This is a genomic window from Hyphomonas sp. NPDC076881 (genome assembly GCF_050269995.1).
Classification (GTDB): domain Bacteria; phylum Pseudomonadota; class Alphaproteobacteria; order Caulobacterales; family Hyphomonadaceae; genus Hyphomonas.
Map to the genome: position 1 here is coordinate 1 of NZ_JBNNJJ010000027.1, position 24,458 is coordinate 24,458.

The following is a 24,458-nucleotide window of genomic DNA, read 5'->3' on the forward strand; positions in this document are numbered from 1 at the left end:
TGGGCCGCATCAAGGCCGCCATGAAAGGCAACACCGTCATCGACCTGCGCAACATCTACAGCCCCGAAGACATGGCCAAACGCGGCTTCCAATACACCTCCATCGGACGGCCTGTCGTATAATTCCTCTTCCAGCGCCTCAGGAAACACGCTCATGAAATTCTTCGTAGACACTGCCGACACCAAAGACATCGCCGACCTGGCGGCAACCGGACTGATTGACGGGGTCACCACCAATCCGTCGCTGATTGCAAAATCGGGCCGTCCCTTTGCCGAGGTGATCGCCGAAATCTGCGGCCTCACCGATGGCCCGGTCAGCGCCGAAGTGGTTGCCATCGACGCTGAAGGCATGATCAGCGAAGGCCGCAAACTGGCCAAGATCGCAGAGAATGTGGCGGTCAAGCTGCCGCTGACCTGGGACGGGCTGAAAGCCTGCCGCACGCTCGCCGATGACGGTATTCCGGTGAATGTGACGCTGTGCTTCTCGGCCAATCAGGCGCTGCTGGCGGCCAAGGCCGGCGCCGCGTTCATCTCGCCCTTCATCGGGCGCCTGGATGACATCCACATCGATGGCATGGATCTGATCCAGGAGATCCGCCAGATCTATGACAACTACATGTTCGAGACCGAAATCCTCGCCGCCTCGATCCGCTCGCCCAACCATGTGAAGCTTTCGGCGCTGGCCGGGGCGGATGTGATGACGGCGCCGCCGGCGGTGATCCGCAGCCTTGTCAGCCATCCGCTGACGGACAAAGGCCTCGAGACCTTCCTGGCGGACGCGAAGAAGGCCGGCATCAAGGTCTGAGGTCGTCATGGCTGAGGCGGAAGGCCCCAAAGGCCGTGTCCTGATCATTGCCGGCTCCGATTCAGGGGGCGGGGCAGGGATACAGGCCGATATCAAGGCCGTCACGATGATGGGCGGGTTTGCGATGACGGCGGTAACCGCCATCACCGTCCAGAATACGCTGGGCGTGCAGGGCGTGTGGCCCGTGCCGGTGGGCGCGGTGACCGACCAGATGAAGGCGGTGCTGTCCGATATCGGCGCCGATACCATCAAGACCGGAATGCTGGGAACTGCGCCGCTGGTGGAGGCGGTGGCCGAGACACTGGCGGGGCATGCGCTTGGTCTGGCCCGCGTGATCGATCCGGTGATGATCTCAACCTCCGGCCACAGGCTGGTGGATGAGAAAGCGGTGGGCGCGATCCGTTCCGAGCTTGTACCGCGCGCGCGGCTGGTGACGCCGAATGCGCCGGAGGCGGAGGTTCTGACCGGCAAGGCGGTTGAAACGCTGGACGGCCAGCGCCGCGCGGCCGAGCGCCTGCTGGAACTTGGCGCCCATGGGGCGCTGGTGAAAGGCGGGCATCTGCCGGGCGGTGTCATCCATGATGTGCTGCAGACGACGACGGGCGAATGGATATTCGAAGGCCCGCGCATCGACACCAAAGCGACGCATGGCACGGGTTGCACGCTCGCCTCGGCGATTGCGGCGCTGCTGGCGCAGGGTGTCAGCCTGCCTGAGGCGATTGAGCGGGCGCGGGAATATCTGTTCGGCGCCATCCGGCATGCGCAGGGCTTCGGCAAGGGCCACCCTCCGGTGAACCATGGCTGGACGCTGAAGGCGGATGAATAGCTGCGCTTAACAACCCCGCAGAAAACTTCATTTTACCGGCTATTGGAGCTGTGCAACACAAGGCGCTTCTCAAGGAGCGCCTTATCCATGTCCGTTTATCCCTTCTATCAGGTAGATGCCTTTGCCGCCCGCCCGTTTGAGGGAAACCAGGCCTGCGTGATGCCGATGGAAGCCTTTCTGGCGGATGGCGAGCTGCTCAAGATTGCGGCGGAGAACAATGTGGCGGAGACGGCCTATCTTGTTCCGCAGGCAGAGGGTGTCTGGGCGCTGCGCTGGTTTACGCCGGCGGTGGAGGTGCCGCTCTGCGGGCATGCAACACTTGCCTCTGCGCATGTCTTGTTCGAGGCGGGCGGCTATGCCGGCGATGTCATTCATTTCGACACGGTACAGTCCGGCCGCCTCAGTGTGCGGCGGCTGGCGGATGGGCGGCTGGAGATGGATTTTCCCTCCGCGCCGATCCGGCCTGTTCCGGTAACGGACGATATTGTAGCCGCGCTGGGCGCCCGGCCGTTGGAAGCCTGGGGCGGTATGTTCTATGCCGCGCGCTTTGACAGCGCGGAAGCGGTGAAGGGCCTGACACCGGATGCGAAGGCGCTGAAAACTCTGGGCGCAGAAGGCGAGGGCTGGGACCGGGGCAATTTCGGCTGTTTTGCGCTGGGCGGGGAGGGCGTGGACGCGACCAGCCGGTTCTTCGCGCCGGGCTCCGGCATTGATGAAGACCCCGCCACGGGAAGCTGGCACACGATGCTGTCGCGCATTCTGGCCACGCATTTTGGCTTGCCCGAAGCTGCCTGCCAGCAAGCCTATCCCGGCCGGGGCGCGCGCATTGATGTGCGGCTGGAGGGTGACCGGGTGAAGCTGACCGGGCGGGCCGTGACCGTGATCGAGGGCCAGTTCCGGCTCTGAGCGCGCCCAACTGACCGGAAAACGTGGAAAAAACAGGGAAATGGTGCCGCTTAGGTGACTTGAACACCTGACCCCATCATTACGAATGATGTGCTCTACCAGCTGAGCTAAAGCGGCATGCCGTTTCGGCAGGCCCCGCATATACTGGCAGGGCCCCCGGCATGCAAGCCGGTTTTGCCTCTAAGATCAGTCGTCATCCGGCGCGTAGTCCAGCGGCTGGGTGAGCGGGCCCTGCGGCGGTTTCGGGGGCGTGGCGTGGGTGTCGTCCGGTTGGTGGGCGAGCGCCAGCACGCGGCCTGCTTCAAGCTCGCGGCCATAGCTTTCATAGCGGGGATGGATCAGCTCGCCGACATCGCCAAAGGCATAGACGAGGCGCGCCCAGCCCTGACGGTCATAGTCGAAGGCGCTGCCCTTGGGGTCGATGTCCGACCAGTCGGCCTCGCGCGAGGCGGAGGCGGCCATCCGGCCCCAGCGCTGGGCCTCGCCCATATCGCCATAGCCCTTGAGGGCGCGTTCCATCAGCAGGCAGAGGCGCGCGGTGGGGTTTTCCTCCACCAGCAGGGCGAGCCCCTTGATCGCTTCCACCCAGTCTGCCGCGTCCATCGACAGCTCGGCTGCAAGAATGCGGCTTTCGCGGTGAGTGGGGTGGGCATCGACGAGCGCCTTGAGGCGGGCGGCGATGTTCTCGCGGCTGTCCTGGGGCACGAGGCGGCGGGAAAGCTGGGCAAGGGCGGGGTGGGGCCGCGCTTTCCAGCCAAGCTCGAGCACGCCCTGGGCGGCCTTCGCCTTGCCGTCGATCATCAGGAAGCGGGCGCCGTGATAGGCGGCGGGCGGAAAGTCCGGCGCCGAGCGGATGGCATCGGCGAGGGATTTCTGCGCGGTGGGCTTCTCGGTGACCGGCAGGTTCACGGCGCGCGCGGTGAACAGCACGGCGCGGCGGCGCTTGAGATTGGGCCCTTCGACCAGCCCGCGTTTCTCGCCCATGGCGAGAGTGTCGAGCGCCTTCTCCCAATCGCCCTTGGCGACCTGGATATCGAACAGGGAATTGAACGGCCAGTCCGCATCCGAGCGCAGTTCCAGCGCCTCGCGGGCGCGCGCTTCGGCGGTGAGCTGGTCACCGCGTTCGGAGGCGGCGGTGGCCGAGCCGCGCAGACCCGCCAGCTGGCCGCCGGGCAGGCGGGTGAGCAGGCCCCAGGCGCGCTCGGCGCCGGCCCAGTCATCATTGGCTTCGGCAGCGCGCGCTTCCAGCAGCAGTTTCAGGCGTTCATCCTCGGCATTGCGCATGGCTTTCTTGGCAAGGCGAAGGGCCGCTTTGGAATCGCCGCCTTCGGCGGCCAGCAGGCCTTCAGCAAGGGCAGCATTGGCCTTGCGCGTACGGGCCAGGCGCTGGGCCTTGGAGATGCGCCCGGGCAGCACCAGAATGCCGGTTGCCAGCCACCAGGCCAGCGCGATCAGGCCGCCGAATACCAGAAGCAGGATGGCCGCCACGCCCGCGCGCACGGACACGATTTCCTGGCCAACAGGGAAGGTGACTTCCCCCGGAAGGCTGAACGCCCACCAGGCCAGCACCGCGCCGATGGAAATCAGCAGAAGGACAAAAATGAAAAGGAAAAACCGGCTCATTCGATCTAATTCTCCGGCTCGATCAGGCTCAGCCTGACATCTTCGAGCACCCCCTCCAGCGTGATGCGGCGGTTTGCTTCACGGGTCCAGTCCTGCGCCGCGCGGGCGGCATTGCCTTCCAGCGTGGCGAGGGCCTTGACGCTTGCGGGAAGATCTCCGGCCGCCAGCGCTTTGGACGCTGTGTCGAGCGTTGTGACAACGGGGTTCTCGCGCTTGTTGGCGGGGCGCACGGTGACGGCGTCCCCGAAGACGCGGTTGAGCCAGGAAAGCTGGCTCTGGGGTTGATCTGCCGCCGCATCTGTCTTGCCGGCCGCAGTTACGGCGGCGCGCATGGCGGTGAAGTCGGCTTGCAGTTTGGAGGTGGTCGGCACGCCGCTGACATAGGGGGCCAGCCGGCGGACGGTCTGGTTACCGGGCGCGGCGGCGCGCAGGGCGCGATAGTCGGCTTCAAAGCCGGTGCCCCGGCGGGCGGCGCTTTCGATGGCGGAGAGCGCGAGGGCCGCTTCGGCCTGACGGTCCTTCTCGGGCTCTGCCTGTGGCTCGGGCGCGGCAACCGGCGCCGCGGCGGCTATGGCGGCGGCCTGTTCCATGGCGGAGAGCCGGGCTTCAAGCGCGGTGATCGTGCGCAGCGCTTCGGCCGGGGTGGCGCCTTCGCCCGGTTCAATCCGCTCCAGCGCCTCAATCCGCGCCGTGAGGCTTTCCACAGCGGGTATGCCTGCGCCGCTGGCCAGCAGTTCGTTCAGTTTCCTGGAATTGCTGCTGACCTCGCCGATCAGGCTGGAAAGTTCATCGGAGGCTTCGGGCATTTCAGTGAGGCGGCGTTCAAATTCAGCCTGCTGGGCTGTCAGATCGGCCAGCTGCTGTTCCAGCGCGGCCGATGTCTGCGGCAGGATCAGATCGCGGCCAAAGATGCCGCCTGCTGTGCCCAGCAGCGCTGCAGCAATCGCCGCCACAGCCACACCGCCCCAGCCGGGGCCGGTGGCCTTCGCCTTTGCCGGCAGCGGATCGGGCGCGGGCTCAAAATGCGCGTCGATCGGTTCTGCGTGCGGTTCGTGGCCGGGGGGGCTGGTATCTGTCATGAATCCGTCGGTGGTCTAATTCCTGGGCAGGAGTGTGGCACAACGCGCCTCTGCGGCAAAGCGAGCCGGTCAGGGTGCGAGACGGTTTGCCGCTTCGCCAAGGGATGCCATCAGCGCGTCTTCATTCGGCCGCCCGGCAATATGGAGACCCGCCAACGGTATCCCCTGCAGCGGGGCCGCTGCCGCAGCGGAGATGGCGACGACAACGGCGTGATCAAGCTTTACGCCGGTTTGCACAATCGCCGCGGCGCCTTTGGCCGAATGTACCAGCAGGAGCGCCGGCCCATCCTTCAGCGCCGCCAGCGCCGGGGCGGAGAGGGCAGGGGCAGGTTCTGTGCGGTAGGCGGCGGCAAAGCGGGCCGGGAGGCCTGCGTCTTTCAGCGTGGCAACAAGATTGCCGGCGGCAGCATCATTGGCGATGTGCAGGAGGGGGCCGGAAATTTCCGCGCGCGCGGTGAGGATCAGCCGGGCAAGATCTTCGGCGTCTCCATCGCCTTCCACAACCTTTGAGAACCCTGTCTCGCGGGCGGCGGCGGCGGCCGTTGACGGGCCCACGCACCAGGCCGTCAGGCCCTCTGCGGGCGTGCCCGAAGCGGCAAAGGCATGGACGCCATTGGCACTGGTGAAGATGAGATCGCGCACGCCGTTCAGCGCCGCCGGATCAAGCCCGCAGGGAATGATCTGCAGCATCGGGGAGAGGAGGGCGCGGTATCCGCGCCGGATCAGGCTGGCGGCAGTTTCGTCCGCGCCGGGCTGGGTGCGCGTGACGATCACCGCCAGGCCCGGCGCCTCTGTCACCGCTCGTCTCCGAAGACGGGCAGGGCCTCCTTGGCCGCGAAGATGATTTCCTGCGCGACCGCCCGGCCGAGCAGCACAAGCTGCGCGTCGGTGGCATCCTTGCGGCAGACGCCATCCCCGCGCCAGCGGGCCGTGCCGCCCGGGCTGAGTACTTCACCGATCAGCTCCCACTCATCGCCCCGGTCGAACAGATGGGCGGCGATGGGTGTGCGGCAACTGCCATCGAGCTTTTCAAGGAAGGCGCGTTCGGCAATCGCGGCAGCCCGGCTGGGGCCATGGGTGAGCGTGCCCAGAATCTCAAGAAGCTCCGTATCCGCATCATCGCGTGCCACGACGCCGATGATGCCTTGTGCGGCCGCCGGCAGCATATCCTCCAGCGGAATGGGGGTGGCAACGTCTGCCATGCCAAGCCGGGTAAGCCCGGCCATGGCCAGGAAGGTGGCGTCTGCCTGGCCTTCTTCCAGCTTGCGCATACGGGTCGCCACATTGCCCCGGAAGGTCACCACTTCAAGATCGGGCCGCAGGGCGAGGGCCTGCGCTTCCCGGCGCAGCGAGGCCGTGCCGAGCTTTGCGCCTTCGGGCAGTTCGCGGATGGATTTTGCCGTGTGGGACAGGAAGCCGTCCCGCGGGTCTTCCCGCGCGGGGAAGGCGGCAAACACCTGCCCGGCCGGCAGCACGGAGGGCACGTCTTTCAGGCTGTGAACCGCAAGATCAAGTTCCCCGCGCGAGAGGGCATCATCCAGTTCGCGGGTGAACAGGCCCTTGCCGCCGGAATTGATCAGCCGTTCTGTGGTCAGCTTGTCGCCGGTGGTGGTGAACGCAACGATGTCGCATTCATATGCGCCGGCCGATGCTGCGCGGATACCGTCTGCGATCTGATTGGCCTGGGCCAGCGCCAGCGGAGAGCCGCGCGTGCCCAGCCTGAGGCGCCGGGCGCCTTTTGTCGGGTCTGTATGGGTCATGGCCCTCCCTAGCCGGGGAAATCGCACTTGCCAATTGACGCCGGGACCGCAGGGGGGTACGCCCTCTTATCGTTTAACGGTAAATGTCCGGAGGAATCCCCCATGTTGCGCAGCGCTGTCTCTGCCATCGCCCTCGCTTTCGTACTCGGCGCCTGCGCGCCGGAGACGCCCAAACCTGCCGCCCCGGTGGAGCTTTCCGCCGAAGAACAGGCCGCGCTCAGCGAAAAGCTGAATGCCTGGTTTGATGCCAAATACGAAGAACAGCTGCAGGACAGTCCGGTCCAGTTGAGCTTCCTTGGCCGCAAGGACAAGAATGACCAGATCGACTGTATGACCATCGCCTGCCAGGACGAGCAGCTGGCCAAGGCGAAAGCCGCTGTCGATGAGCTGAAGGCAACCTTCGACTACAATCAGCTTTCACCGGCCGACAAGGATTCCTACGATCTCTGGATATTCCAGTATGAGCAGGCCGCCAAGGCCGTGCAGTTCCGCGATAACGGGCTCATCTTCGATCAGATGAACGGCGTTCACGCATTTATCCCCACCTTCCTGATGCAGTTCCATTCGGTCGATGAGGAGGCCGATGCCCGCGCCTATGTGAGCCGGATCAATCAGGCGGCGCGCGGTCTGCGCGAGCTTCTGGTGCAGGCGAAGGACAAGGCCGGCAAGGGCGTTCACGCGCCGAAATTTGCCTATGAGGCGGTCATCGATCAGTCGGGCAAGATCATCACCGGCGCGCCGTTCACGGAAGGGCCTGACAGCGCGCTTCTGGCTGATTTCAAGGCGGAGGTTCAGAAGCTTGTGGACGCGGGCAAGACCACGCCCGAAACGGCCGCAACGCTGATCGCGGAGGCAGAAGCTGCCCTGAAGGGCGACTTCCTGGCCGCCTATAACGAAATCATCGCCTTTGCCCAGGAAGACCTTGCCAATTCGCCCGACCCGGCCGGTCCCCAGGGTCTCAGCACCCAGCCCAATGGCGGGCCCTATTATGATTTCATGCTGTCGCGGATGACCACGACCAGCATGACCGCCGACGAGATCCACAATCTCGGCCTGTCGGAAGTAACCCGCATCCATGGCGAGATGGAAGCCATCAAGGCACAGGTTGGTTTTGAAGGCACGCTGAACGAATTCTTCGCCAGCATCCGCGATGCAACCGACGATCCACGCCATTACTATCCGGACACGGATGAAGGCCGGCAGGCCTATATCGATGATGCAACCGCTGCCATCGACAAGATCAAGGCCGTCCTGCCCGACTATTTCGGCATCCTGCCGAAGGCTGATCTCGTTGTGAAGCGTGTGGAGCCATTCCGTGAACAGGCTGGCGCCGCCCAGCATTACTATCCGGGCACGCCGGATGGCTCGCGCCCCGGCATTTATTATGCCCACCTTCTGGACATGACCGCTATGCCCAAGGGCGAGCTGGAAGTGATCGCCTATCATGAGGGTCTTCCGGGCCACCATATGCAGATTTCGATCGCCCAGGAGCTGACCGGCGTGCCGATGTTCCGCACCCAGGCAGGCTTCACCGCCTATTCGGAAGGCTGGGGGCTCTATTCGGAGAAGCTGGCCAAGGAAATGCCGGGCACTTATACCGATCCGTATTCGGATTTCGGCCGCCTCGGCTCTGAAATCTGGCGCGCGATCCGTCTCGTAGTCGATACCGGCCTGCATTCAAAAGGCTGGACCGAGGATCAGGCCGTTCAGTACTTCCTCGACAATTCAGCGATCACGGAGGCGCAGGCACGCTCCGAAGTGCAGCGCTATATCGTGATGCCTGGCCAGGCCACCGCCTACAAGATCGGCATGATCGAAATCCAGGAAATGCGGGCCAAGGCGGAAGCGGAACTTGGCGACAAGTTCGACATCCGCGCCTTCCATGACACGGTGCTGGGCGGCGGCGCGCTTCCGCTGGCCATGCTGGACAAGAAGGTTGATCGCTGGATCGAGGAAGTTAAAGCCGCCGGCTGATCGGACGATCTGTCAAATGGCTGACTGAACGCGAGGGCAGGGCTTGCCAGACGGCGCCCTGCCCTCATTTCATTTTCGGAGATAAAAACAAAAGGCCCACTTCGGGAGATAGAGACTTGGATCTGAAATTCAGCGATCATGTCGAGGGTTTCCGCCGCGAGGTCCGCACCTGGTTCGAAACGCAGTTTCCGAAGGACATCATCGAGAAATACAAGGCCGGCCTGCCCCTGACGACGGCGGAAGTGCGCCGCTCCGAAATGGCGCTCGGCGCCCAGGGCTGGCTCGCTTCGGCCTGGCCCGGCGAATATGGCGGCCCCGGCTGGAGCATCGAGGAGCAGTATGTCTTCGATGAGGAGCTGGAGCGCGCCGGCGTCCCCACCGTGACCCCGATGGGCGTCGTGTATGTTGGCCCCGTCATCTACACCTTCGGCTCACAGGCCCAGAAAGACCGCTGGCTGCCGGGCATCCGCGACGGCTCGACCGGCTGGGCGCAGGGCTATTCGGAGCCGGGCGCGGGCTCAGACCTCGCCAGCCTGCAGTTTTCCGCCGAGCTGAAAGACGGCGTTTACACGCTCAATGGCCATAAGATATGGACCTCGGCGGCCCAGCATGCCGACTGGATCTTCCTGCTCGCCCGCACCAGCCAGCGCGAGAAGAAGCAGGAGGGCATCTCCTTTATCTGCTGCCCGATGGACGCGCCGGGGGTAACGGTCAAACCGATCATCAGCATCGACGGGGCCCATACGCTCAACGAAGTGCTGTTCGACAATGTTCAGGTGCCGGAAGAAAACCGCATCGGCGAGGAAGGGAAGGGCTGGACCTATTCCCAATACCTGCTCGGCTTCGAGCGCACCTCTTATGCGCGCATCGGCGGCAAGCGGGCGATGCTGCGCCATGTCCGCGCGCTCGCCACACTGGGCTCTGCAGGCAGTAATGAGCGGCTGATTGATGATCCGGGCTTTGCCATGCGTCTGGCGCAGGCGGAGCTAGCCGTGGACGGGCTGGAAATGACGGTGTTCCGTATCCTGTCTGCCGTGGCCGCTGGTGGCTCACCCGGAGACGCGGCCTCCACCGTCAAGATCCTCGCCACCGAAACCCATCAGCAGATTACAGAACTTTTCCTGGACGCGGCGGGGCCGCATGCCGGCCATCGCGGCCCGTCTTCCGGCGCCACGCCGCGGGATGTGGCGACGTATTTCGCAGGCCGCGCCCAGTCGATCTATGGCGGCACCAATGAAATTCAGAAGACGATCATTGCCCGCAAGGTGCTGGGGCTCTGACGTTTTGCCAGGCCCCTGGCCTTAGGCGGCGCGAAATGAGCGGAAGGTGATGGCGGCGGCGGCGAAGCTGATACCCGCCAGAAGGGCAGAGATCACGCCGTTCCAGCCGGCCATGGACAGGCCCAGGATATAAAAGGGCGCGTCATTGCAGGCGGGCAGTTCGAACACCTGATCCAGGTCGCCCATGGCGAACGGGTCAACCGCCGGGCCGGCCGAGCAGCCTGATGGCGGCGGGAAAATCTCCCACTCGACCCCGGCATGATAGGCCGCAACAATCACGCCCACGACGAAAACCAGCCCGATCAGCACGTTCAGCGCCACCAGAAAGCGCCGTTTCGGCAGGAACCGCCACCAGGTCAGCCCGGTCAGCGTCATCGCGATCAGCGCCCAGTAGACTTCCCGCTGCCGCAGGCAGAGCGGGCAGGGGGCCAGGCCGCCAAATGTCTCGAAAGCGTGGGCCGCCGCCAGCATCAGGGCTGAGGCAGCAAGGGCGAGGGCGGGCCAGCGCCAGCCTGTCAGGGCAGTGGTGATCAGCTGCATGACGCGACCTTCGGCGGCAAACCCCGCCCGGCGCAATGCGGCGGCGTGTCACGAGCCCAGAATGGCCGATGAAATATGTGTGATGATGTTGAGACCGAGGAAGGCGCCGGTGATCAGCGCGCCGATCCAGAGCGTGCCCAGGATGACCCCGGCGATCACCGCCAGCCCGTCCTTCTGCATCAGGCCAAAGGCGGTCACCGCTACTGCCATGCCCGGCACGGTATTGGTCATGGGCAGCGGCGTCAGGATCGAGGCGGAAAACAGGAAAAGGAAAAAGCCGATCACCCGTTCCGAACGCCGCCCGGTGATCACGCTGAAGCGCGGGCGGATGATCGCCTCGATCCAGCCGAACCATTTGCGCCCGCCTGTGGCCATTTGCGTCAGGCCCTTGCGGTCGATCTTGCGCTTGCCAAGGGCAGCGGGCAGCCAGGGCTCCTCCCGGCCGATCACCATCTGGAAGGCCAGCGCCAGCATCGGTAGCGCCACCACCTGCGGCACGCCATAGAGGAAGGGGATGCAGCAGGGCAGGGCCAGCAGGAACAGGCCTGCGCCAAAGGCGCTCTCGTCCAGCCGGTCAAAGATTTCGCGCAGGGAAAAGCCTTCTTCCGGTGCGGCTTCGGCCAGCACTTCGATGGTCTGCAGCAGGGTGCGGTCGGGATTGGCGGTCATGGGAGATGTCATGGGTGGAATTCACTATAGCAGAGAGATTGACATATCACTTCCCTCTGCGGCAGGAGTTTGGCCGTTCTCATGGGAAGCCCCTGTGGTGAAATGGTAGACGCGGCGGATTCAAAATCCGCTTCCGAAAGGAGTGCTGGTTCAAGTCCGGCCAGGGGCACCATTCCAAACTCCGTGAGCGTCCGCTCACGTCCAGAAAGATCCACAAAAAACAAATACTTATCGCGATTTTGGCGATTGATTTGTCCATGGCCGTCCGTTGGCATTTTTCCAAATTTTGGTCGATTTTTTCGAAATTGTTGGCATTCTCTACGGATCGAAGGGGTAACCTGAGAGGGAAATGCCAACAATGAAACTGACCGACCTTCACATCCGGAAGCTGAAGCCGGGACCGAGAACTGCGCGATACAGCGACGGGCATGGTCTTTTCCTGGAAATCACGCCGCAAGGCTCGAAGCTCTGGAAGATGGCCTACAGGTTCGACGGGAAGCAGAAGACGCTGTCATTCGGGAAGTATCCCTTCGTCTCCCTGCTACGGGCGCGCGAAAAATGCGCCGAGGCGAAGGCCCAGCTCTATGACGGGCTCGACCCCCGCGAAAAGGAAAAGGCAGAAGCCGCCGTAAAGGTGGCCCGGACAGAGCACACGTTTGCGAAGATCGCAGCCGAGCTGCAGGAGAAGCGCAAGAAGGAGGGGATTTCGAAGACCACCCTGCAGAAGCGGGACTGGTTCATCCGGCTGATAAACAAGGATCTGGGCGACATGCCGATCACCGAGATCAAGCCGGTGGATATTCTCGTGCCGCTCCGCAGGCAGGAAGCGCGCGGGAACTATGAAACCGCCCGCCGCATGCGCTCGTCCATAGGACAAGTGTTCCGCTATGCCGTCGCCACCGCGCGCGCTGACCATGATCCCACTTTCGCGCTCAGGGATGCCCTGATCACGCCAAAGGTCCAGCACATGGCGGCGCTGACAAAGCGGGAGGATTTCGCCCGGCTCCTTCAGGTGATCTGGACCTATGAGGCAGGGTCGGAAATCACGCGCTCGGCGCTGAAGCTGATGGCGATGCTCTATACCCGGCCAGGCGAGCTACGGCTGGCGCACTGGAATGAGTTTGACTTCGAAAAGCGGGTCTGGACGCTCCCGGAAGAGCGGATGAAGATGCGCCGGCCGCATCATAAGCCGCTCGCCGAGCCGGTTATCGAGATCCTCCGTAAGCTGCAGGAGCAGACGGGCAACCGCGTCCGGGTGTTTCCCTCGCTCACCGGGAATGACCGGTCGATCAGCGAGAACACGATGAACCAGGCCTTGCGCCGGATGAGTTTCACCAAGGACGAGATGACGCCGCACGGGTTCCGGTCGAGCGCGTCAAGCCTGCTCAATGAAAGCGGGCTCTGGAACCCGGACGCCATTGAAGCTGAGCTGGCGCATGCCGACAGTAACCAAGTCCGGCGGATCTACCACCGCGCCCTCTACTGGGAGGAGCGGGTGAAGATGGCCGACTGGTGGGCGCAGGAAGTGCTTGCGATGGCTGAGGGCCTATGAGGGGGTGATAATCAGCAACTGATCAGTTATGAGGCCCAGCCTTGCTGAGGACTCCATGACCCCAATGCCGTTTCTGGAGTCGACAATTGTTGGATCACGGGACCGAGGAACTCTGCGAGTTCGGTCACAACCTCATCCAGAGAAAGGCTTGATTGATGCGGTGCATGGCGTCTGAGGAATGCCGTCCAGAGTCGCTGCTTCTCTTGCAGTAAGCTGAATGAAACCGTCAGGCCTGCGGGCATTTCTGAAGGTCGCACTGTCTGCCTGCGTTCAAGAGTCCCGTTGATCGCGTGTACCAGCTCGCCCCGTGAAAAGTGGAATGTTCGCGCGATTTCCCGGAGATCATAATAATCTTTCAGGCGGCCATTCGATAACCCGAACCGGATCATCGCTTCGAACTTTTCGGCCACTACTGTGGCGGGTCGGTAGGCGGTTATGATAGGGGGCGGCATGTCTTCCAGTAACGTAGGAAATGTCATTTCAGCTGGTCTTGGGTGAACAAAATCTCCGAACCCAATGTCAATCTTGAAGGGGATGCGAGCACCATCCAATAGGGCCACAATCTTGATCCTGAGGCCCTGATACTCTTCATCTTCCCTCAATTGTTCGGCGCTGATTTCTTCCCTCGGGAATAATATCCCGTCGGCCGGCAAGTTAATCGCCCCGATTTCAGAAAACAGGGCAATCATGGCTTCTGCGTCAGGCGATCCTTGTCCCAGCAGGTCGAGGTCACCTGTCGGTCGGGGAGTCGATTCCGGCCATGCCGTGAACAACATTGCGCCCTTGAGAACGAAGCGCTCCCGCGCCGCATGCATACACAAACGGTATAGGATGCGCTCTATTGCGAATCGCACGAGGAGCGTCTGGAATTCAGTGCTTTCCTTTTTCGCACGATTGAACAGTCTTGTGCGGACAGAGGCCGGGATGTTCGTCGTCATAGGGTCAGGGCTTCTACGTATGGGGCCATGATCGTCCCTACACGATTCTGCTGAGCAAAGTGCATCAGTTCGTCAGCGGAGGATATTCGGTGCTTCAAAGCATCTCGCAGAGCTTCAATGGCGACATCGAGGCCCACACGACCTCTGTACTTGAAGCAGTCAGCGACTGTTCGCGCTGGCGAGGTTATTGGCACCTTAACGCCTTCAATGTTTGCTTCGATGATCCCGTCTTTCATGGCGCGCGCTGAGCTCGTGCGGACGATTTCAAGCTGAAGCTGGCGGGATTTAGGTGCGCGCGCCTTATGGGGAATGAGCATCCAGACGGCATTGGGGAGCTGGGTCGTCAGGTCATGGAACCTGGCCGCAGACAGTAGGCAGACGATACCTGCAGGAACCATTGCTGTGGCTTCAGCTAGGTTGTGGTTGGCGTCGGTACCGACCCTTTCAGGTAGCTGGTATAGCCCCCTGTCCAGACGGATAAGCCGCCCTTCCGCGCAAAGCTGAGCAATGTATACTGGAGCTATTCCAGCAGCCGCGAAGTCACGCGCACGTGCGATTCCGCGCTTTGCTGCGACCTCAAGTGCCCTTCTGGGTTGGGATGGTTCCTGGTCTGTCATACCAATTTATATAATGTCGGCAGTTACAATTAAATGCCTGCAGAACAAATTTTCCCTATGATGTTCTTGAAAAGTTCATAGCACGTCATATAAATTATATGACATGAAAAGTTCAAGTGCCTCTTCTGACCCGAATGAACTTGCGCCTCTGCAAATCAAGGCTGCGCGCGCATTGCTCGCATGGTCCCAGCAGGACCTCGCGAAAGCGGCCGGTGTGGCGCAGTCTACAGTGGCCGATTTTGAGCGGGGCGTTCGTCAACCTGTACCAAACAACGTTGCTGCCATGCGCAATGCACTGGAGATGGCAGGGGTGAATTTCCTGAAAGGGGGGGCGGTGATTGGCCCGCCAGTTCCTCCTCTTAAAGGCGCTCCCGGGGCTGGAGCGGCCCGGTTCATAAACGCAGCGGATCTTGAACACTGGGCTGCGCGACGCGACGCGCAATCTACACTGCCGCACCTAATTCACAAATTGGTGGTGGCCACGATCGGTTCATCACCCATAATTGATTTTCCGTCTGATGAGGCCATTCAGCTAGCAGGTTGGGATGGCCGGACGTATTCTGAAAAAGCCAGCGCTTTTGTTCCTGTCGGTAATGCGGGCTGGGAAATCGGGGTCCAGCGAAATGGGATCCTGAAAAAGGCGCAGGACGACTATCAAAAACGAACTGAGGATCCTGAGCCCCTTAATCCAGCGGACTCCACATTCGTATTCGTTACTCCAAGGACATGGCCACAAAAGGAACGTTGGGCAAAAGAGCGACGGGCTGAGGGTATCTGGCGTGACGTGAGAGCCTATGACGCCACTGATCTCGTGCGATGGATTGAGCAGTATCCTTCCGTCGGGCTCTGGTTGGCAGTACAGATTGGGAAGCGCCCGGATGGCGCCCGAATGCTGGAAGAGGGTTGGTCAGAATGGTCGCTCGCGACGAGGTGGCCGCTGTCAGAAAATCTTGTGCTGGCAGATCGTGACAAGGAAGCAACTGAAGTACTGAGATGGCTGCGAGGCCAGCCATCCACGTTGGCTCTGAAGTCTGAAACCGCAGAGGAAGTGGCTGCGTTCGTAGTCGCGGCCATCAGGACCCTGCCTGGCGATCTGCCTGATCATTATCTTTCGCGCGCCGTCCTTGCGACAAGTGCTGAGACTGCCCGTGCTCTTGGTGACGGCAGCGATCCTCTCATAATTGTCCTGCTGGACCCGGACGCGGGTCTCGCGCGGCGCATGGAAGGCGCCGGACATTTCGTGTTGCTGGCTTATGGCGACGGAGAGCACGGTCAGGCTGATCTAACAACCCTGCCGCGTCCCACCCGCGATGGGATGATCCCTGCACTGATAGAAATGGGAATCGAGCAGGCTCAGGCAGAGGCGCTCGCCCGCGAGGCGGCGCGCAGCATTGGCATACTGCGCCGTCTGATCCCGGCGGCCCCCGGCAGGCTGCCCGGCTGGGCCAAGGAGCCTCCGCCCCGCGCCCTCCGGGCTGCGCTGCTCGCGGGAGGTTGGAGCGAAGGCAATGAAGCTGATAAGAAAGCACTCGAGCGCCTGAGCGGATTGTCATACACGCAGTTTTCTCAGTCGCTGTCAAATTACATCAGTGCACTGGATAGCCCGCTCCGAAAGGTAGGGGATACCTGGAAGGTAGCATCTGGCAGGGATGCATGGTTCCTGCTAGCCCGGTATCTGGTCCCCGCAGATATCGAGCAATTCGGCAGCGTAGCGATTGACGTGCTCGGCGCGGTGGATCCGAGGTTCGACGTGGAGCCTGATGAACGTTGGATGGCGGCACTTGATGGAAGCGTGCCGATGTATTCCGGCTGGCTGCGCCGGGGAGTAGGTGAAACGTTGATCCTGCTGGCGCAGTTCGGGGCGCGTGTGACAGCGGAGCCTGATGCTGCGCAACGTGCACAATACATCGTTCGTAAGTTGTTGCGGGGGGCTTCCGCGAAGCAGCTCTGGTCTCTGGCGGATGACTTCCGCCTTCTTTCAGAGGCGGCACCAGAAGCTTTTCTGGACATGATCGATGAAAGCCTCTCGTTGAATGATCCTCCGGTTGGGGCCCTCTTTGGGGGGGGCGAAGACCCATTCTTCACAACTGAGAAAATAACCGAACTGCTTTGGGCGCTTGAGGCATTGGCTTGGTCTCCGCGATACATGAGCCGGGTCGCAGGCTTGCTGGCCCGTCTTGATGAGATTGATCCTGGCGGCCGGTCCGGCAACCGACCTGGGGACAGTCTAAGAGATCTTTTCCTGCCCTGGTCACCTCAGACGTTTGCGACGTACAAAGATCGACTGAAAGTTCTCGACCGTCTCCGTCGTCAGCACCCGGACACTGCGTGGAGGTTGCTCCTCAATATCCTGCCAAAAGGCCATGACAGTGTTTCTCCAACTCCGCAGCCCCGTTGGTTGGATTTTTCGGAGTGGCAGAAGGAGGCGGTCACTTGGCAGTCGATAAGGTCAGCAGCAATCGACACAACAAATCGCCTGATTGAGGACGCTGGCGGTGCTATGAGCCGTTGGGAAGAATTGGTGGAAAGGCTGCCGGATCTCGCACCCGACTGTAATGCGGCCATACAACGCCTTCAGGAACTGGCGGGGAACCTGACCCGGACTGAAGACAAGGAAGCTTTGCGAACCCGACTGCGTGCTCTGGTGACACGGCACAGGTCGTATCCGGATGCCGGATGGGCTATGGAAAATGAAGCTCTCGAAAGACTTGAAGCTATCTATGAGGAATTGGCACCGAGTGATCCCATTGACCGGTTCGCATGGCTATTCAGGAACGATGCGCGCATTGCGCTTTCGCGGCGTGCTGGCTGGCGTGAGGCGCAGGAAGACCTTCTGGAGGCCCGCCGGCTGGCTGCCCTTGAGGTCTATGAGTCCGGAGGCATTGAGGCGATCTTCACTCTTGCCCTAAAGGACACATCGCCAGGGTATATTGGCGCGGCGTTCCGGCAAACTGGCTTTCCCGAACAGGTTCAGGAGAGCATTCTCGAGGCGGCACTGAAGGATGTTGACCCCAGGATACAGGATGTCGGGTACGGACTGATAAGTGTGAAGGTTCGGGAGAAAGGGCAGCCTTGGGCTACTTCCTTGCTGGAGCGCGCCTCGAATGAACGCTGGGGAGATCAGGCGATCCTCACGATTCTGAAAGCCTTCCCTCAGCAGCGCTGGGTATGGGACCTCGCCGCGTCCATGGGGGAGGTTATTGAATCTAAGTATTGGAAAGACATTCCCGTTCTCTGGATTGAGGGCCCTGCGGCTGAGATCGAGTTTGCTGCCAGGAGGCTGATAGGAGTGGGGCGCGCGCATCAGGCTCTGCATCTGGTAGGGGATCATTTGCGGGCCGGGTTGCCGACACAATTGCTTATCGAAACGCTACAGCAGGCAGTTAAGGATGTGGGCCGCTCGGATAATCAGCACGAGAATGATGCTGTGATGTTCCAGCATTTTGTCGTCGAGATTCTGAAAGTGCTCGACGCGCGCGCGGACGCCGACGAAGACTCCGTTATGTCGATCGAATGGGTTTATCTGAGGGCTTTGGAGTACTCTGAGCGGAAGCCTATCGTGCTACTGAGAGCGCTTGCCACGCGCCCTGATTTCTTCATCGAAATTATCAAGATGGTCTACAAACCAACTGAAGACAGCGGAGTTGCGGAGGAGCGTGTTGCCGATCCTGACACCGCGCAGCGTATGGGAGAGCAGGCATGGACACTGCTGAGGCTTTGGGACCGGGTCCCTGGAAGCGATGACGCCGGTATGGTCGATCATTCTGCACTGGTGGCATGGGTGCGTCGCGCCCGCAGCCTGGCGGCTGAATGTGGTAGGGAGGGGATTGTTGACCAGAAGATTGGTGAGGTCTTGTCGGCGTCTGCGGATGATCCGGATGGAGCCTGGCCACAAAGGGCTATCCGCGATCTGATCGACAGTATACGCAATGCGGAGATTGAAAGCGGCTTCTCACTCGGGCTCTACAATCGCAGGGGCGTCACGACCCGTGGTTTGCGCGATGGAGGCCTGATTGAGAGGAAAGAGGCTGCGCGGTACCGTGCGTATGCAAGCGCAATTGCGCTAGAATGGCCGAGGACAGCCGCGCTGCTGGAGCGTATTGCGGCAGACTATGAGCAGGAAGCGAGAATGCACGACAGGCAAGCGGAACGCCTCGACTGGGAATCCTGAAACCAAGTCTTCCTTGAAAATCACCCAGTTTGGGTACTGGTCTGCCAGAGTGCTCATAAATTCCAGATACTTGCAAAAATTGAAAGTTTCAGGATTTTTTACGCGATGGGCACAGGGAAATCCGAGAGCCGGTTCAGGAAAACGGATGACTGCTCACTCCCGGTGAACCCTATCCGCTATTTTCAAACTCCATGATTCCTTTGGCAATGTTCATAAGGCCGGGGCAAAGGCCTCTCCTCGTTGCCGCCGATAGGTGGGATCAGGAAGTGCTGTTTTGGCGCGGGGCCAGGGGCGTCTGATTCGGAATCAAGTCCCGTCCAATCCGGAATGGACGTAGTCCCGTCTCAATGGGGCTGAATGGCCTACCAGGTCTGTGGGACTCCCCAGGTCGATATTCGACGGAAATGCAATATTCGCGGTTCAGGGAATATCTGCGCTGACACTGAAGGGCAGCCAGTAACGGGTGCTGCGGCCACCGCCCGTCACCACGAGTGCGCCAAGGTCGACGAGTGACTGGAGGTCCCGTGTTGCCGTGGGCTTGGAAGTTTTGGCAATCGAGCCGTACTTTCCTGCGCTCATGCCGCCTTCAAAGCCTTTCGGCCCTTCATCCAGCATCCGCCGGATGACCCGGAGCTGGCGGTCGTTGAAGCTGTCCCTGAAAGCGTCAAAATACTTCACCTTCTGGAGCGTGAACGTGACCTCGGCTTCGGCATCCTTCTGCGCCGTGATGCACACAGTCAGGAAGTATTTCAGCCAGCCGCTGACTTCATCCGTCCTCTGAGCAAAGTTCAGGGCGTCATAATAGGCGTCCCGGTCTGCCTCAATCGCTTTTGAGAGGCTGAGCAGGACGGGCCTGCCGAGCCCCTGGGAAAGAGCTTTTTCTGAAATGGCACGGCCGATCCTGCCATTCCCATCTTCGAAAGGGTGGACGGTCTCGAAATAAAGATGCGCCAGTGCGGAGCGGACAGGCGCCTGCTTGATTGGCGTGGCGCCCTGCGGCGCGGTCGCGTTGAACCAGTCGATGAACGCGTCCATCATTGCCGGGACGGCAGCCGAAGGTGGCGCCTCGAAGTGCACGGTCTCCCGGCCTATGGGGCCGGAGACAACCTGCATCGGCTCTGCGTGAGCGCGCCATGCACCTGCCGTGATGCGCGCATTGCCGCGCATCAGCATGCGGTGCCAGTCAAACAGCATCGTGGCAGTCAGGGGCGCGGCAAAGTCCCGCCTGACGGCGACCATCAGCTCGGCAATACCGATGGCGCGGGCGTCCTTGGCGACGGCTTCCTCTGTAAGGCCGAGATTGCGCCGGATGGACGATTTCACGTCGGCCCTGCTGAGATATTCTCCTTCAATCTCGGACGTCTTGATGGCTTCGGACACCATGAGGTCAACCAGGGTTTCCGCCTGCGTGCCTTCCGGGAGGGCGTCCAGGACACCGCTGACCCGGCCGACATGCCGCTCGAAAACCGTCAGTTCATCGAGAACATCGGCGATGTCAAAGCAGAAGCGGGGCCAGCCAGGATGTTGCCAGTTATAAGTCATGAGCCGAATAAAACACGTATTCGGCTCAAAATCACGTTAATTATGATCCGAATAATCAAAACAATCGGCTCAGGGCGCCCCCTCAAGGCTGAGTCACATCTTCGATACCCTGCCATTCGGTGTACCCTGAGTACACAAAAGCCGCCTTTGTCAAAGCGGCGCGGCCATCGAGGCTTAATTTGACGATGCAGATTCGCCGGTCGGCTTCACTGGCCTGACATCCGGAACAGCAAGCGCGCCCGCGAGCTCCGCGACCGCTTCTGCAATGTGCACCTTCACTTCCGCCCGGGATAAGGAAAGCCGTGCTCCGATGTCGGCGTAGCTGAGGCGCTCAATCCGATGCAGAAGCAGGACCTTGCGCCGGACCGGTTCCATATAGCAGAGAACGGCCTCGACGGTCGCCTCGGAGGCTTCATCAATCCGGCTGCGGCCGCTTTGCCTGAACCGTCTGAAGCGCGCGCGCCACATCATGTCCGCAGACTGCCGCCCGCCTCCATGAGCGTCGTCAAATCATTCAGGGTGCTTTGAAGCAGGGCATGCACTTCCGGATGTTCATCAGGAAATACAGAAGCAGTCGCAACGCTCAGCTTCAGGGAGACGCCATAAAGGCTCATGGCCTTCATATCCGGCAGCCGCGAAAGAATGTCCTGCCGGGTGGTGAAGAGGGCATCGACACTCTGATCTATGGCCGCCATTTCCGCAGCTTCCGGCACCAGCTGGCGCTCTGCCTCGGAAAGCCGGAACCATTTGTATTCTCGTCCCACGAAGCATTCGAGGTCCTGCCATCGGAGTGTCAGCGCGTCCTGCTCCGCGTTCAGTCGCAGCCAGTTCTGGCAGATTGGGATGACCGGATCGGCGGTACCAGTCGGGCCCGCTGGAAGCGCCAGCGCGGCGGAGCCTGCGATCAGCTCCCGGCGTGAAAGCCCGCATTGGGCGCACGGGGCTGCATTCTCGTCGCCTGGGGAGCGTCGGGACATGGGTTTACCTTTATGGTAGAGATGAGTCGTTTGGTATCACGGACACTACACCCGTGATCGTTTTAAGTAAATATGATCTCAAAAAGAAAATGACAGATTTAACTGCTGCCCAGATTCGCGCTGCCCGTGCCCTGCTTGACTGGACCCAGCCGAAGCTGGCGGAAGTCGCTAATCTCTCAGTGCCGACAGTGCGCCGTATGGAGAGCGAGCGTGGCCCGTCCGGCAGCACGCCCGCGAATGTGGACGCGGTAAGGCGCGCGCTGGAAGAGGCCGGTGTTATTTTTCTTGCGTCCGGAATGAGCAGCGATGGCGGGGCAGGGGTGCGCCTGAAGAAATAGCCTCGCGGGCTAGTCAGGCCCTGATGCCCGGCGGGGCGCAGGCTGCCCCCGTTACAAGGCACAGAAACATCTGTATCCTGCGCATCAGGCATTGCGGGCACTCCGGGTTTTCCCGGCGAAGCGCGAGGTCCCCCGATTTCCCGGTTTTGTATCCTTATGCATGGCTATGCCTGCAGATGCCTCCAATTGCCCGCAATCCAACTATTCAGGGCGTTCCTCATCGGCGATCCTCATTGTGCGCGTGCTGACCAACGGCCGCGAGCAGAAGAGGTTTTTGCAGATGACGGACGTTAATTCCCTGACGGCGCGAGCGGGGCCTGACCGACTCGCTCCGCCGGTCTCCCCAGAACGCTTCCTGTCGATCCGGGACGTCCTCGGACGTCTCTCGATCAGCCGGTCGCTGCTTTACGAACTGATCAAAGATCCCGTCCGGCCGTTCCCGTCGCCGGTACACATCGGCCGGCGGAGTGTCTGGATCGAGCGGGAAGTGGAGGCCTTCATGCAGGATGTCGTCAAGACTGAACGCAAGCCGCCCAGGAACTGATCCCATGGCCGACGCGACCCGCCCCCTTTCCGTCCGTTTGCCTGAAGCAGACCATGCCGCGCTTAGTAACCTCGCCGCGCGTCTCTCGGGCACGCCGTCCGCGCTCGCCCGCGAGCTCATCCGCTCAGGCCTCGCCGGGAACGATCCGGCCGCCCAGGCGGAGCGGTTCCTCAAGATCGAGCGCCGCCTCGCTGCGATTTCGCAGGACGTCGGCAAAGTCATTCAGTCAACGGAGCAGCAGGCGCAAAGCCTCGGTCATGTCGACGGCATGTTCCGGCAGCTCCTTCATGCCCTTGCGGGCGAACCCCTCAGAGAGGAAACCCATCATGTCCGCAGCTAAATTCGCCCTCGCCGGTACGGCGCTTCTTGCGATGGGGACCGCCTATGGAACCTACCATCTGAACTTCGAACGGCGCACGCCGGTTCTCCGGGATGCCACCGGCTATCCCGTCACGCGGATGCCGGTCGCTGATTCTACGGGTTGTTTTGCAGCGAAGCTTGCCTCGAAGACGGACAAGGATGCCCGACACGCCTGGGCCAGCTGCGAGCGCCACCTAACCACCCACGGCGCGCTTGACGAGTTCAATCGGAACTTCGGGATAAGCGTCGGCTCGGGCGTCGCTGCCGCAGGCGGCCTCGCCGGGCTGGGCATGCTGGCTGCATTCAGCGGACGCCGCCCGCGCCATCTGCGGGGACCAAAGATGCTGACAGGTCTCTCAAACTACCAGCGTCTCGCTCGCACCCTCTTCAAGGAAGCAAAACAGTCCGGCCTTGGCCTCAACTTCCCGCCTGGCTTCTTCCTCAGCCGGGACCGGGAGTCCCGGCACCTTATGATCACGGGCGGGGTCGGCTCGGGCAAGACCCAGACCCTGTGGCACCTGATCCTCGAAGCCTATTACCGGGGTGACCAGGTTCTCATCCTCGATACCAAGGGCGACATGACGGCCGGCATGCCCGGAGATACCCGGAAACCCACTCCCACGCATCATCGAAACCATGCCCCCTGATGGCCCGTTCCGAAGCTGACCCCAGGTCTCTCCAAACCCGACAAGCCGCCGGGCCCCGTTCCCGGCCCTCCGCCTGTCTTTCGTATTCCGGGGCGACGAACCGGGTTCGCCTGGCTGCGCCCACTGAAGGCTGGTGCCGGCTGCTGTGCTCCTCCTTCCCCCGTCGCGATCTCCGCTTCGGGCAGAAGCCTTGCCGGTCTCCCCAGCCACCTCGCCCGAAGGACATTGAGCGTACGCCTGCCGACTGAGCGACAAGACGCCGAGACCGAAGCAACGGGCCTGCCCGATTGTTCGTGGACGGCTTGAACAGACTGTGCACGCCGCTCCCCTGCCTCAGCCGGGATGGCGTGCCCGCGCGAGACGCGCGGGCACATACCTTCACCGGCACCAGAAGATATGCACTTCATCAAAGCCGGTCTGGATGACGAGGATCTCGCCATTGAGCGCCATGTCACGGGCAAGGGCCTGCCAGTCGATGTAGTATTGCAGCGATGAGGGAATCTCGGTGCCGGTTTCGCGGATCATCTCCTCGGCAAAGGCGCCTGCGGTCTGGTACTGACCGGCATAGTTCTCGAACGCGGCGCGGGCTTCGGTGAGGCCATTGCCGAAGTGGCTGTAGAGCTTCGCTGCAACCCTGCCATGCTCTCCCACAAAGTCTGCCAGCTCGCACACCGTGTCAAACGCGGCGTGTTCAGACAGGCAGATGCCTTCGAACCCTTCATAGTCATGGATGGCCCATTCCTCGGCGCCAGGTACCGGGCTCTCGGCCAGCATCGCACGCACTTCCGCCTGCGCCTCTTCAGGGGTGGTCGCCACTATCCACCGGCCATGCAGGATGCCGGAGTTATAGGCGGCCAGGCAGGCCACATAGATACGGGGCCGGGCAGGGGCGTCAGCCGCTACGGCGGGGGGTGGTTCAATCGGGTCAGTCATAATCCGTGCTCCTCTCTGTCCCGCGTGCCTTCCCGCATCAGGCGGGAGGGGGCGGAGAAAGGCGCGCTGGCGGGGCGTATGAGGCGGGCGCGCACGGGGTCAGGTCGGAGAGCAGATACGATCCGAATGCTTACAATCCCGCCCCCCGTGCGCGCCCGCCGCGCCCCGGCATAAGCGACGTCCGGCCCCTCCCGCCGTGTGCAGAGGCTTTGATGTTTTTGAGATGCTGGCGCCGCCATATGGCCTGTGTCGCGTAGTGTAGAAACAGCCAGGCGCCGTAGTTTGCGGGCCCTCGCTGCGACGCGCCGCCGGTTTGGTTATCGCCGGCTGGGCATTCTGCTCGACCGTGAGGGGTTGGGCGCTAACCACAAGAAGGTC

23 protein-coding genes, 2 tRNA genes and 1 pseudogene are annotated in these 24,458 nt (G+C 61.8%); 12 read left to right on the forward strand and 14 right to left on the reverse strand.

Features of this window, described 5'->3' with window-relative positions; translation table 11 throughout:
• Positions 1 to 153: 153 nt before the first annotated feature.
• From fsa to ACQKI2_RS18200, 3 genes are all read left to right on the forward strand, one after another.
• On the forward strand, positions 154 to 804 hold the full coding sequence (gene fsa / locus ACQKI2_RS18190; protein WP_427381039.1) for a fructose-6-phosphate aldolase: 651 nt from the start codon (positions 154 to 156) through the stop codon (positions 802 to 804).
• A gap of 7 nt (positions 805 to 811) precedes the next feature.
• On the forward strand, positions 812 to 1,630 hold the full coding sequence (gene thiD, locus ACQKI2_RS18195; protein ID WP_427381040.1) for a bifunctional hydroxymethylpyrimidine kinase/phosphomethylpyrimidine kinase: 819 nt from the start codon (positions 812 to 814) through the stop codon (positions 1,628 to 1,630).
• Between the two features lie 87 nt (positions 1,631 to 1,717).
• Positions 1,718 to 2,536 carry a PhzF family phenazine biosynthesis protein gene (locus tag ACQKI2_RS18200; protein WP_427381041.1) on the forward strand — a complete coding sequence of 273 codons (819 nt, stop codon included), beginning with the start codon at positions 1,718 to 1,720 and terminating at the stop codon, positions 2,534 to 2,536.
• A 41-nt stretch (positions 2,537 to 2,577) separates the two neighbouring features.
• Here ACQKI2_RS18200 and ACQKI2_RS18205 read toward each other — a convergent pair.
• From ACQKI2_RS18205 to hemC, 5 genes are all read right to left on the reverse strand, one after another.
• Positions 2,578 to 2,653 (reverse strand) — tRNA-Thr (locus ACQKI2_RS18205).
• Positions 2,654 to 2,722: 69 nt separating this feature from the next.
• Complete coding sequence (locus ACQKI2_RS18210; protein ID WP_427381042.1) at positions 2,723 to 4,159, reverse strand: heme biosynthesis protein HemY; 1,437 nt, start codon at positions 4,157 to 4,159, stop codon at positions 2,723 to 2,725.
• A gap of 5 nt (positions 4,160 to 4,164) precedes the next feature.
• Positions 4,165 to 5,238, reverse strand: coding sequence for a COG4223 family protein (locus ACQKI2_RS18215; RefSeq protein ID WP_427381043.1), 1,074 nt, complete (start codon positions 5,236 to 5,238; stop codon positions 4,165 to 4,167).
• A 69-nt stretch (positions 5,239 to 5,307) separates the two neighbouring features.
• Complete coding sequence (locus tag ACQKI2_RS18220; RefSeq protein ID WP_427381044.1) at positions 5,308 to 6,036, reverse strand: uroporphyrinogen-III synthase; 729 nt, start codon at positions 6,034 to 6,036, stop codon at positions 5,308 to 5,310.
• Positions 6,033 to 6,998, reverse strand: coding sequence for a hydroxymethylbilane synthase (gene hemC / locus ACQKI2_RS18225; protein ID WP_427381045.1), 966 nt, complete (start codon positions 6,996 to 6,998; stop codon positions 6,033 to 6,035). The genes ACQKI2_RS18220 and hemC overlap by 4 nt, the downstream gene beginning before the upstream one ends.
• A gap of 102 nt (positions 6,999 to 7,100) precedes the next feature.
• Here hemC and ACQKI2_RS18230 point away from each other — a divergent pair, with 102 nt between their 5' ends.
• Both ACQKI2_RS18230 and ACQKI2_RS18235 read left to right on the forward strand, forming a co-directional pair.
• The gene (locus ACQKI2_RS18230) at positions 7,101 to 8,972 is read left to right on the forward strand and encodes a DUF885 domain-containing protein (protein WP_427381046.1); all 1,872 of its coding nucleotides are present in this window, start codon (positions 7,101 to 7,103) and stop codon (positions 8,970 to 8,972) included.
• A 116-nt stretch (positions 8,973 to 9,088) separates the two neighbouring features.
• Positions 9,089 to 10,252, forward strand: coding sequence for an acyl-CoA dehydrogenase family protein (locus ACQKI2_RS18235; RefSeq protein ID WP_427381048.1), 1,164 nt, complete (start codon positions 9,089 to 9,091; stop codon positions 10,250 to 10,252).
• A 21-nt stretch (positions 10,253 to 10,273) separates the two neighbouring features.
• Here ACQKI2_RS18235 and ACQKI2_RS18240 read toward each other — a convergent pair whose 3' ends face one another.
• Both ACQKI2_RS18240 and ACQKI2_RS18245 read right to left on the reverse strand, forming a co-directional pair.
• Positions 10,274 to 10,792, reverse strand: coding sequence for a disulfide bond formation protein B (locus ACQKI2_RS18240; RefSeq protein ID WP_427381049.1), 519 nt, complete (start codon positions 10,790 to 10,792; stop codon positions 10,274 to 10,276).
• 48 nt (positions 10,793 to 10,840) lie between these two features.
• A complete protein-coding gene (locus tag ACQKI2_RS18245; RefSeq protein WP_427381050.1) occupies positions 10,841 to 11,473 on the reverse strand; it encodes an exopolysaccharide biosynthesis protein in 633 nt (210 codons plus the stop codon).
• A gap of 76 nt (positions 11,474 to 11,549) precedes the next feature.
• On the opposite strand from ACQKI2_RS18245, the gene ACQKI2_RS18250 reads away from it, so the two are divergent.
• Both ACQKI2_RS18250 and ACQKI2_RS18255 read left to right on the forward strand, forming a co-directional pair.
• Positions 11,550 to 11,633: transfer RNA gene (locus ACQKI2_RS18250), tRNA-Leu, on the forward strand.
• A gap of 186 nt (positions 11,634 to 11,819) precedes the next feature.
• Positions 11,820 to 13,013: a tyrosine-type recombinase/integrase gene (locus tag ACQKI2_RS18255; protein WP_427381051.1), complete on the forward strand. Its 1,194-nt coding sequence runs from the start codon at positions 11,820 to 11,822 to the stop codon at positions 13,011 to 13,013.
• Between the two features lie 26 nt (positions 13,014 to 13,039).
• Here the strand turns inward: ACQKI2_RS18255 and ACQKI2_RS18260 are convergent, their stop codons facing one another.
• The 3 genes and pseudogenes from ACQKI2_RS18260 to ACQKI2_RS18270 all read right to left on the reverse strand — a co-directional run.
• Complete coding sequence (locus tag ACQKI2_RS18260) at positions 13,040 to 13,951, reverse strand: nucleotidyl transferase AbiEii/AbiGii toxin family protein (RefSeq protein ID WP_427381052.1); 912 nt, start codon at positions 13,949 to 13,951, stop codon at positions 13,040 to 13,042.
• The gene (locus ACQKI2_RS18265) at positions 13,948 to 14,349 is read right to left on the reverse strand and encodes a type IV toxin-antitoxin system AbiEi family antitoxin domain-containing protein (protein WP_427381063.1); all 402 of its coding nucleotides are present in this window, start codon (positions 14,347 to 14,349) and stop codon (positions 13,948 to 13,950) included. The genes ACQKI2_RS18260 and ACQKI2_RS18265 overlap by 4 nt, the downstream gene beginning before the upstream one ends.
• A 60-nt stretch (positions 14,350 to 14,409) precedes the next feature.
• Positions 14,410 to 14,568, reverse strand: a pseudogene (locus tag ACQKI2_RS18270) (type IV toxin-antitoxin system AbiEi family antitoxin domain-containing protein); the annotation flags it as partial.
• A 103-nt stretch (positions 14,569 to 14,671) separates the two neighbouring features.
• On the opposite strand from ACQKI2_RS18270, the gene ACQKI2_RS18275 reads away from it, so the two are divergent.
• On the forward strand, positions 14,672 to 18,739 hold the full coding sequence (locus tag ACQKI2_RS18275) for a helix-turn-helix domain-containing protein (RefSeq protein WP_427381053.1): 4,068 nt from the start codon (positions 14,672 to 14,674) through the stop codon (positions 18,737 to 18,739).
• Between the two features lie 420 nt (positions 18,740 to 19,159).
• On the opposite strand, the gene ACQKI2_RS18280 is transcribed toward ACQKI2_RS18275, so the two are convergent.
• The 3 genes from ACQKI2_RS18280 to ACQKI2_RS18290 all read right to left on the reverse strand — a co-directional run bounded on the left by ACQKI2_RS18280 (position 19,160) and on the right by ACQKI2_RS18290 (position 21,258).
• Positions 19,160 to 20,281 (reverse strand): Fic family protein, encoded by a 1,122-nt coding sequence (locus tag ACQKI2_RS18280; RefSeq protein WP_427381054.1) that lies wholly within the window; start codon positions 20,279 to 20,281, stop codon positions 19,160 to 19,162.
• Positions 20,282 to 20,455: 174 nt separating this feature from the next.
• Positions 20,456 to 20,752, reverse strand: coding sequence for an RNA polymerase sigma factor (locus ACQKI2_RS18285; protein ID WP_427381055.1), 297 nt, complete (start codon positions 20,750 to 20,752; stop codon positions 20,456 to 20,458).
• Positions 20,749 to 21,258 carry a hypothetical protein gene (locus tag ACQKI2_RS18290; RefSeq protein WP_427381056.1) on the reverse strand — a complete coding sequence of 170 codons (510 nt, stop codon included), beginning with the start codon at positions 21,256 to 21,258 and terminating at the stop codon, positions 20,749 to 20,751. The genes ACQKI2_RS18285 and ACQKI2_RS18290 overlap by 4 nt, the downstream gene beginning before the upstream one ends.
• Before the next feature lie 89 nt (positions 21,259 to 21,347).
• Here ACQKI2_RS18290 and ACQKI2_RS18295 point away from each other — a divergent pair, with 89 nt between their 5' ends.
• The 4 genes from ACQKI2_RS18295 (at position 21,348) to ACQKI2_RS18310 (ending at position 23,147) form a co-directional block, all read left to right on the forward strand.
• Positions 21,348 to 21,596 (forward strand): helix-turn-helix domain-containing protein, encoded by a 249-nt coding sequence (locus ACQKI2_RS18295; RefSeq protein WP_427381058.1) that lies wholly within the window; start codon positions 21,348 to 21,350, stop codon positions 21,594 to 21,596.
• A 280-nt stretch (positions 21,597 to 21,876) separates the two neighbouring features.
• Positions 21,877 to 22,140 carry a helix-turn-helix transcriptional regulator gene (locus tag ACQKI2_RS18300; RefSeq protein WP_427381059.1) on the forward strand — a complete coding sequence of 88 codons (264 nt, stop codon included), beginning with the start codon at positions 21,877 to 21,879 and terminating at the stop codon, positions 22,138 to 22,140.
• A gap of 4 nt (positions 22,141 to 22,144) precedes the next feature.
• A complete protein-coding gene (locus ACQKI2_RS18305; RefSeq protein WP_427381060.1) occupies positions 22,145 to 22,480 on the forward strand; it encodes a hypothetical protein in 336 nt (111 codons plus the stop codon).
• Positions 22,467 to 23,147, forward strand: a complete 681-nt coding sequence (locus ACQKI2_RS18310; protein ID WP_427381061.1) for a type IV secretion system DNA-binding domain-containing protein — start codon at positions 22,467 to 22,469, stop codon at positions 23,145 to 23,147. The genes ACQKI2_RS18305 and ACQKI2_RS18310 overlap by 14 nt, the downstream gene beginning before the upstream one ends.
• A gap of 378 nt (positions 23,148 to 23,525) precedes the next feature.
• On the opposite strand, the gene ACQKI2_RS18315 is transcribed toward ACQKI2_RS18310, so the two are convergent.
• Positions 23,526 to 24,080, reverse strand: coding sequence for an antirestriction protein ArdA (locus tag ACQKI2_RS18315; RefSeq protein ID WP_427381062.1), 555 nt, complete (start codon positions 24,078 to 24,080; stop codon positions 23,526 to 23,528).
• Positions 24,081 to 24,458 lie beyond the last annotated feature (378 nt).

Excerpts from the sequence above, each read along its gene's own strand:
- ACQKI2_RS18260 (WP_427381052.1), bottom strand. The coding sequence starts at position 13,951 with ATGACGACGAACATCCCGGCCTCTGTCCGCACAAGACTGTTCAATCGT.
- ACQKI2_RS18275 (WP_427381053.1), top strand. The coding sequence starts at position 14,672 with ATGAAAAGTTCAAGTGCCTCTTCTGACCCGAATGAACTTGCGCCTCTG.
- ACQKI2_RS18200 (WP_427381041.1), top strand. The coding sequence starts at position 1,718 with ATGTCCGTTTATCCCTTCTATCAGGTAGATGCCTTTGCCGCCCGCCCG.
- ACQKI2_RS18295 (WP_427381058.1), top strand. The coding sequence starts at position 21,348 with ATGACAGATTTAACTGCTGCCCAGATTCGCGCTGCCCGTGCCCTGCTT.
- ACQKI2_RS18255 (WP_427381051.1), top strand. The coding sequence starts at position 11,820 with ATGAAACTGACCGACCTTCACATCCGGAAGCTGAAGCCGGGACCGAGA.
- hemC (WP_427381045.1), bottom strand. The coding sequence starts at position 6,998 with ATGACCCATACAGACCCGACAAAAGGCGCCCGGCGCCTCAGGCTGGGC.
- ACQKI2_RS18305 (WP_427381060.1), top strand. The coding sequence starts at position 22,145 with ATGGCCGACGCGACCCGCCCCCTTTCCGTCCGTTTGCCTGAAGCAGAC.
- ACQKI2_RS18315 (WP_427381062.1), bottom strand. The coding sequence starts at position 24,080 with ATGACTGACCCGATTGAACCACCCCCCGCCGTAGCGGCTGACGCCCCT.
- ACQKI2_RS18240 (WP_427381049.1), bottom strand. The coding sequence starts at position 10,792 with ATGCAGCTGATCACCACTGCCCTGACAGGCTGGCGCTGGCCCGCCCTC.
- ACQKI2_RS18280 (WP_427381054.1), bottom strand. The coding sequence starts at position 20,281 with ATGACTTATAACTGGCAACATCCTGGCTGGCCCCGCTTCTGCTTTGAC.
- ACQKI2_RS18285 (WP_427381055.1), bottom strand. The coding sequence starts at position 20,752 with ATGATGTGGCGCGCGCGCTTCAGACGGTTCAGGCAAAGCGGCCGCAGC.
- ACQKI2_RS18245 (WP_427381050.1), bottom strand. The coding sequence starts at position 11,473 with ATGACATCTCCCATGACCGCCAATCCCGACCGCACCCTGCTGCAGACC.
- ACQKI2_RS18230 (WP_427381046.1), top strand. The coding sequence starts at position 7,101 with ATGTTGCGCAGCGCTGTCTCTGCCATCGCCCTCGCTTTCGTACTCGGC.
- ACQKI2_RS18300 (WP_427381059.1), top strand. The coding sequence starts at position 21,877 with ATGACGGACGTTAATTCCCTGACGGCGCGAGCGGGGCCTGACCGACTC.
- thiD (WP_427381040.1), top strand. The coding sequence starts at position 812 with ATGGCTGAGGCGGAAGGCCCCAAAGGCCGTGTCCTGATCATTGCCGGC.
- ACQKI2_RS18210 (WP_427381042.1), bottom strand. The coding sequence starts at position 4,159 with ATGAGCCGGTTTTTCCTTTTCATTTTTGTCCTTCTGCTGATTTCCATC.
- ACQKI2_RS18310 (WP_427381061.1), top strand. The coding sequence starts at position 22,467 with ATGTCCGCAGCTAAATTCGCCCTCGCCGGTACGGCGCTTCTTGCGATG.
- fsa (WP_427381039.1), top strand. The coding sequence starts at position 154 with ATGAAATTCTTCGTAGACACTGCCGACACCAAAGACATCGCCGACCTG.
- ACQKI2_RS18215 (WP_427381043.1), bottom strand. The coding sequence starts at position 5,238 with ATGACAGATACCAGCCCCCCCGGCCACGAACCGCACGCAGAACCGATC.
- ACQKI2_RS18265 (WP_427381063.1), bottom strand. The coding sequence starts at position 14,349 with ATGGTTCCTGCAGGTATCGTCTGCCTACTGTCTGCGGCCAGGTTCCAT.
- ACQKI2_RS18290 (WP_427381056.1), bottom strand. The coding sequence starts at position 21,258 with ATGTCCCGACGCTCCCCAGGCGACGAGAATGCAGCCCCGTGCGCCCAA.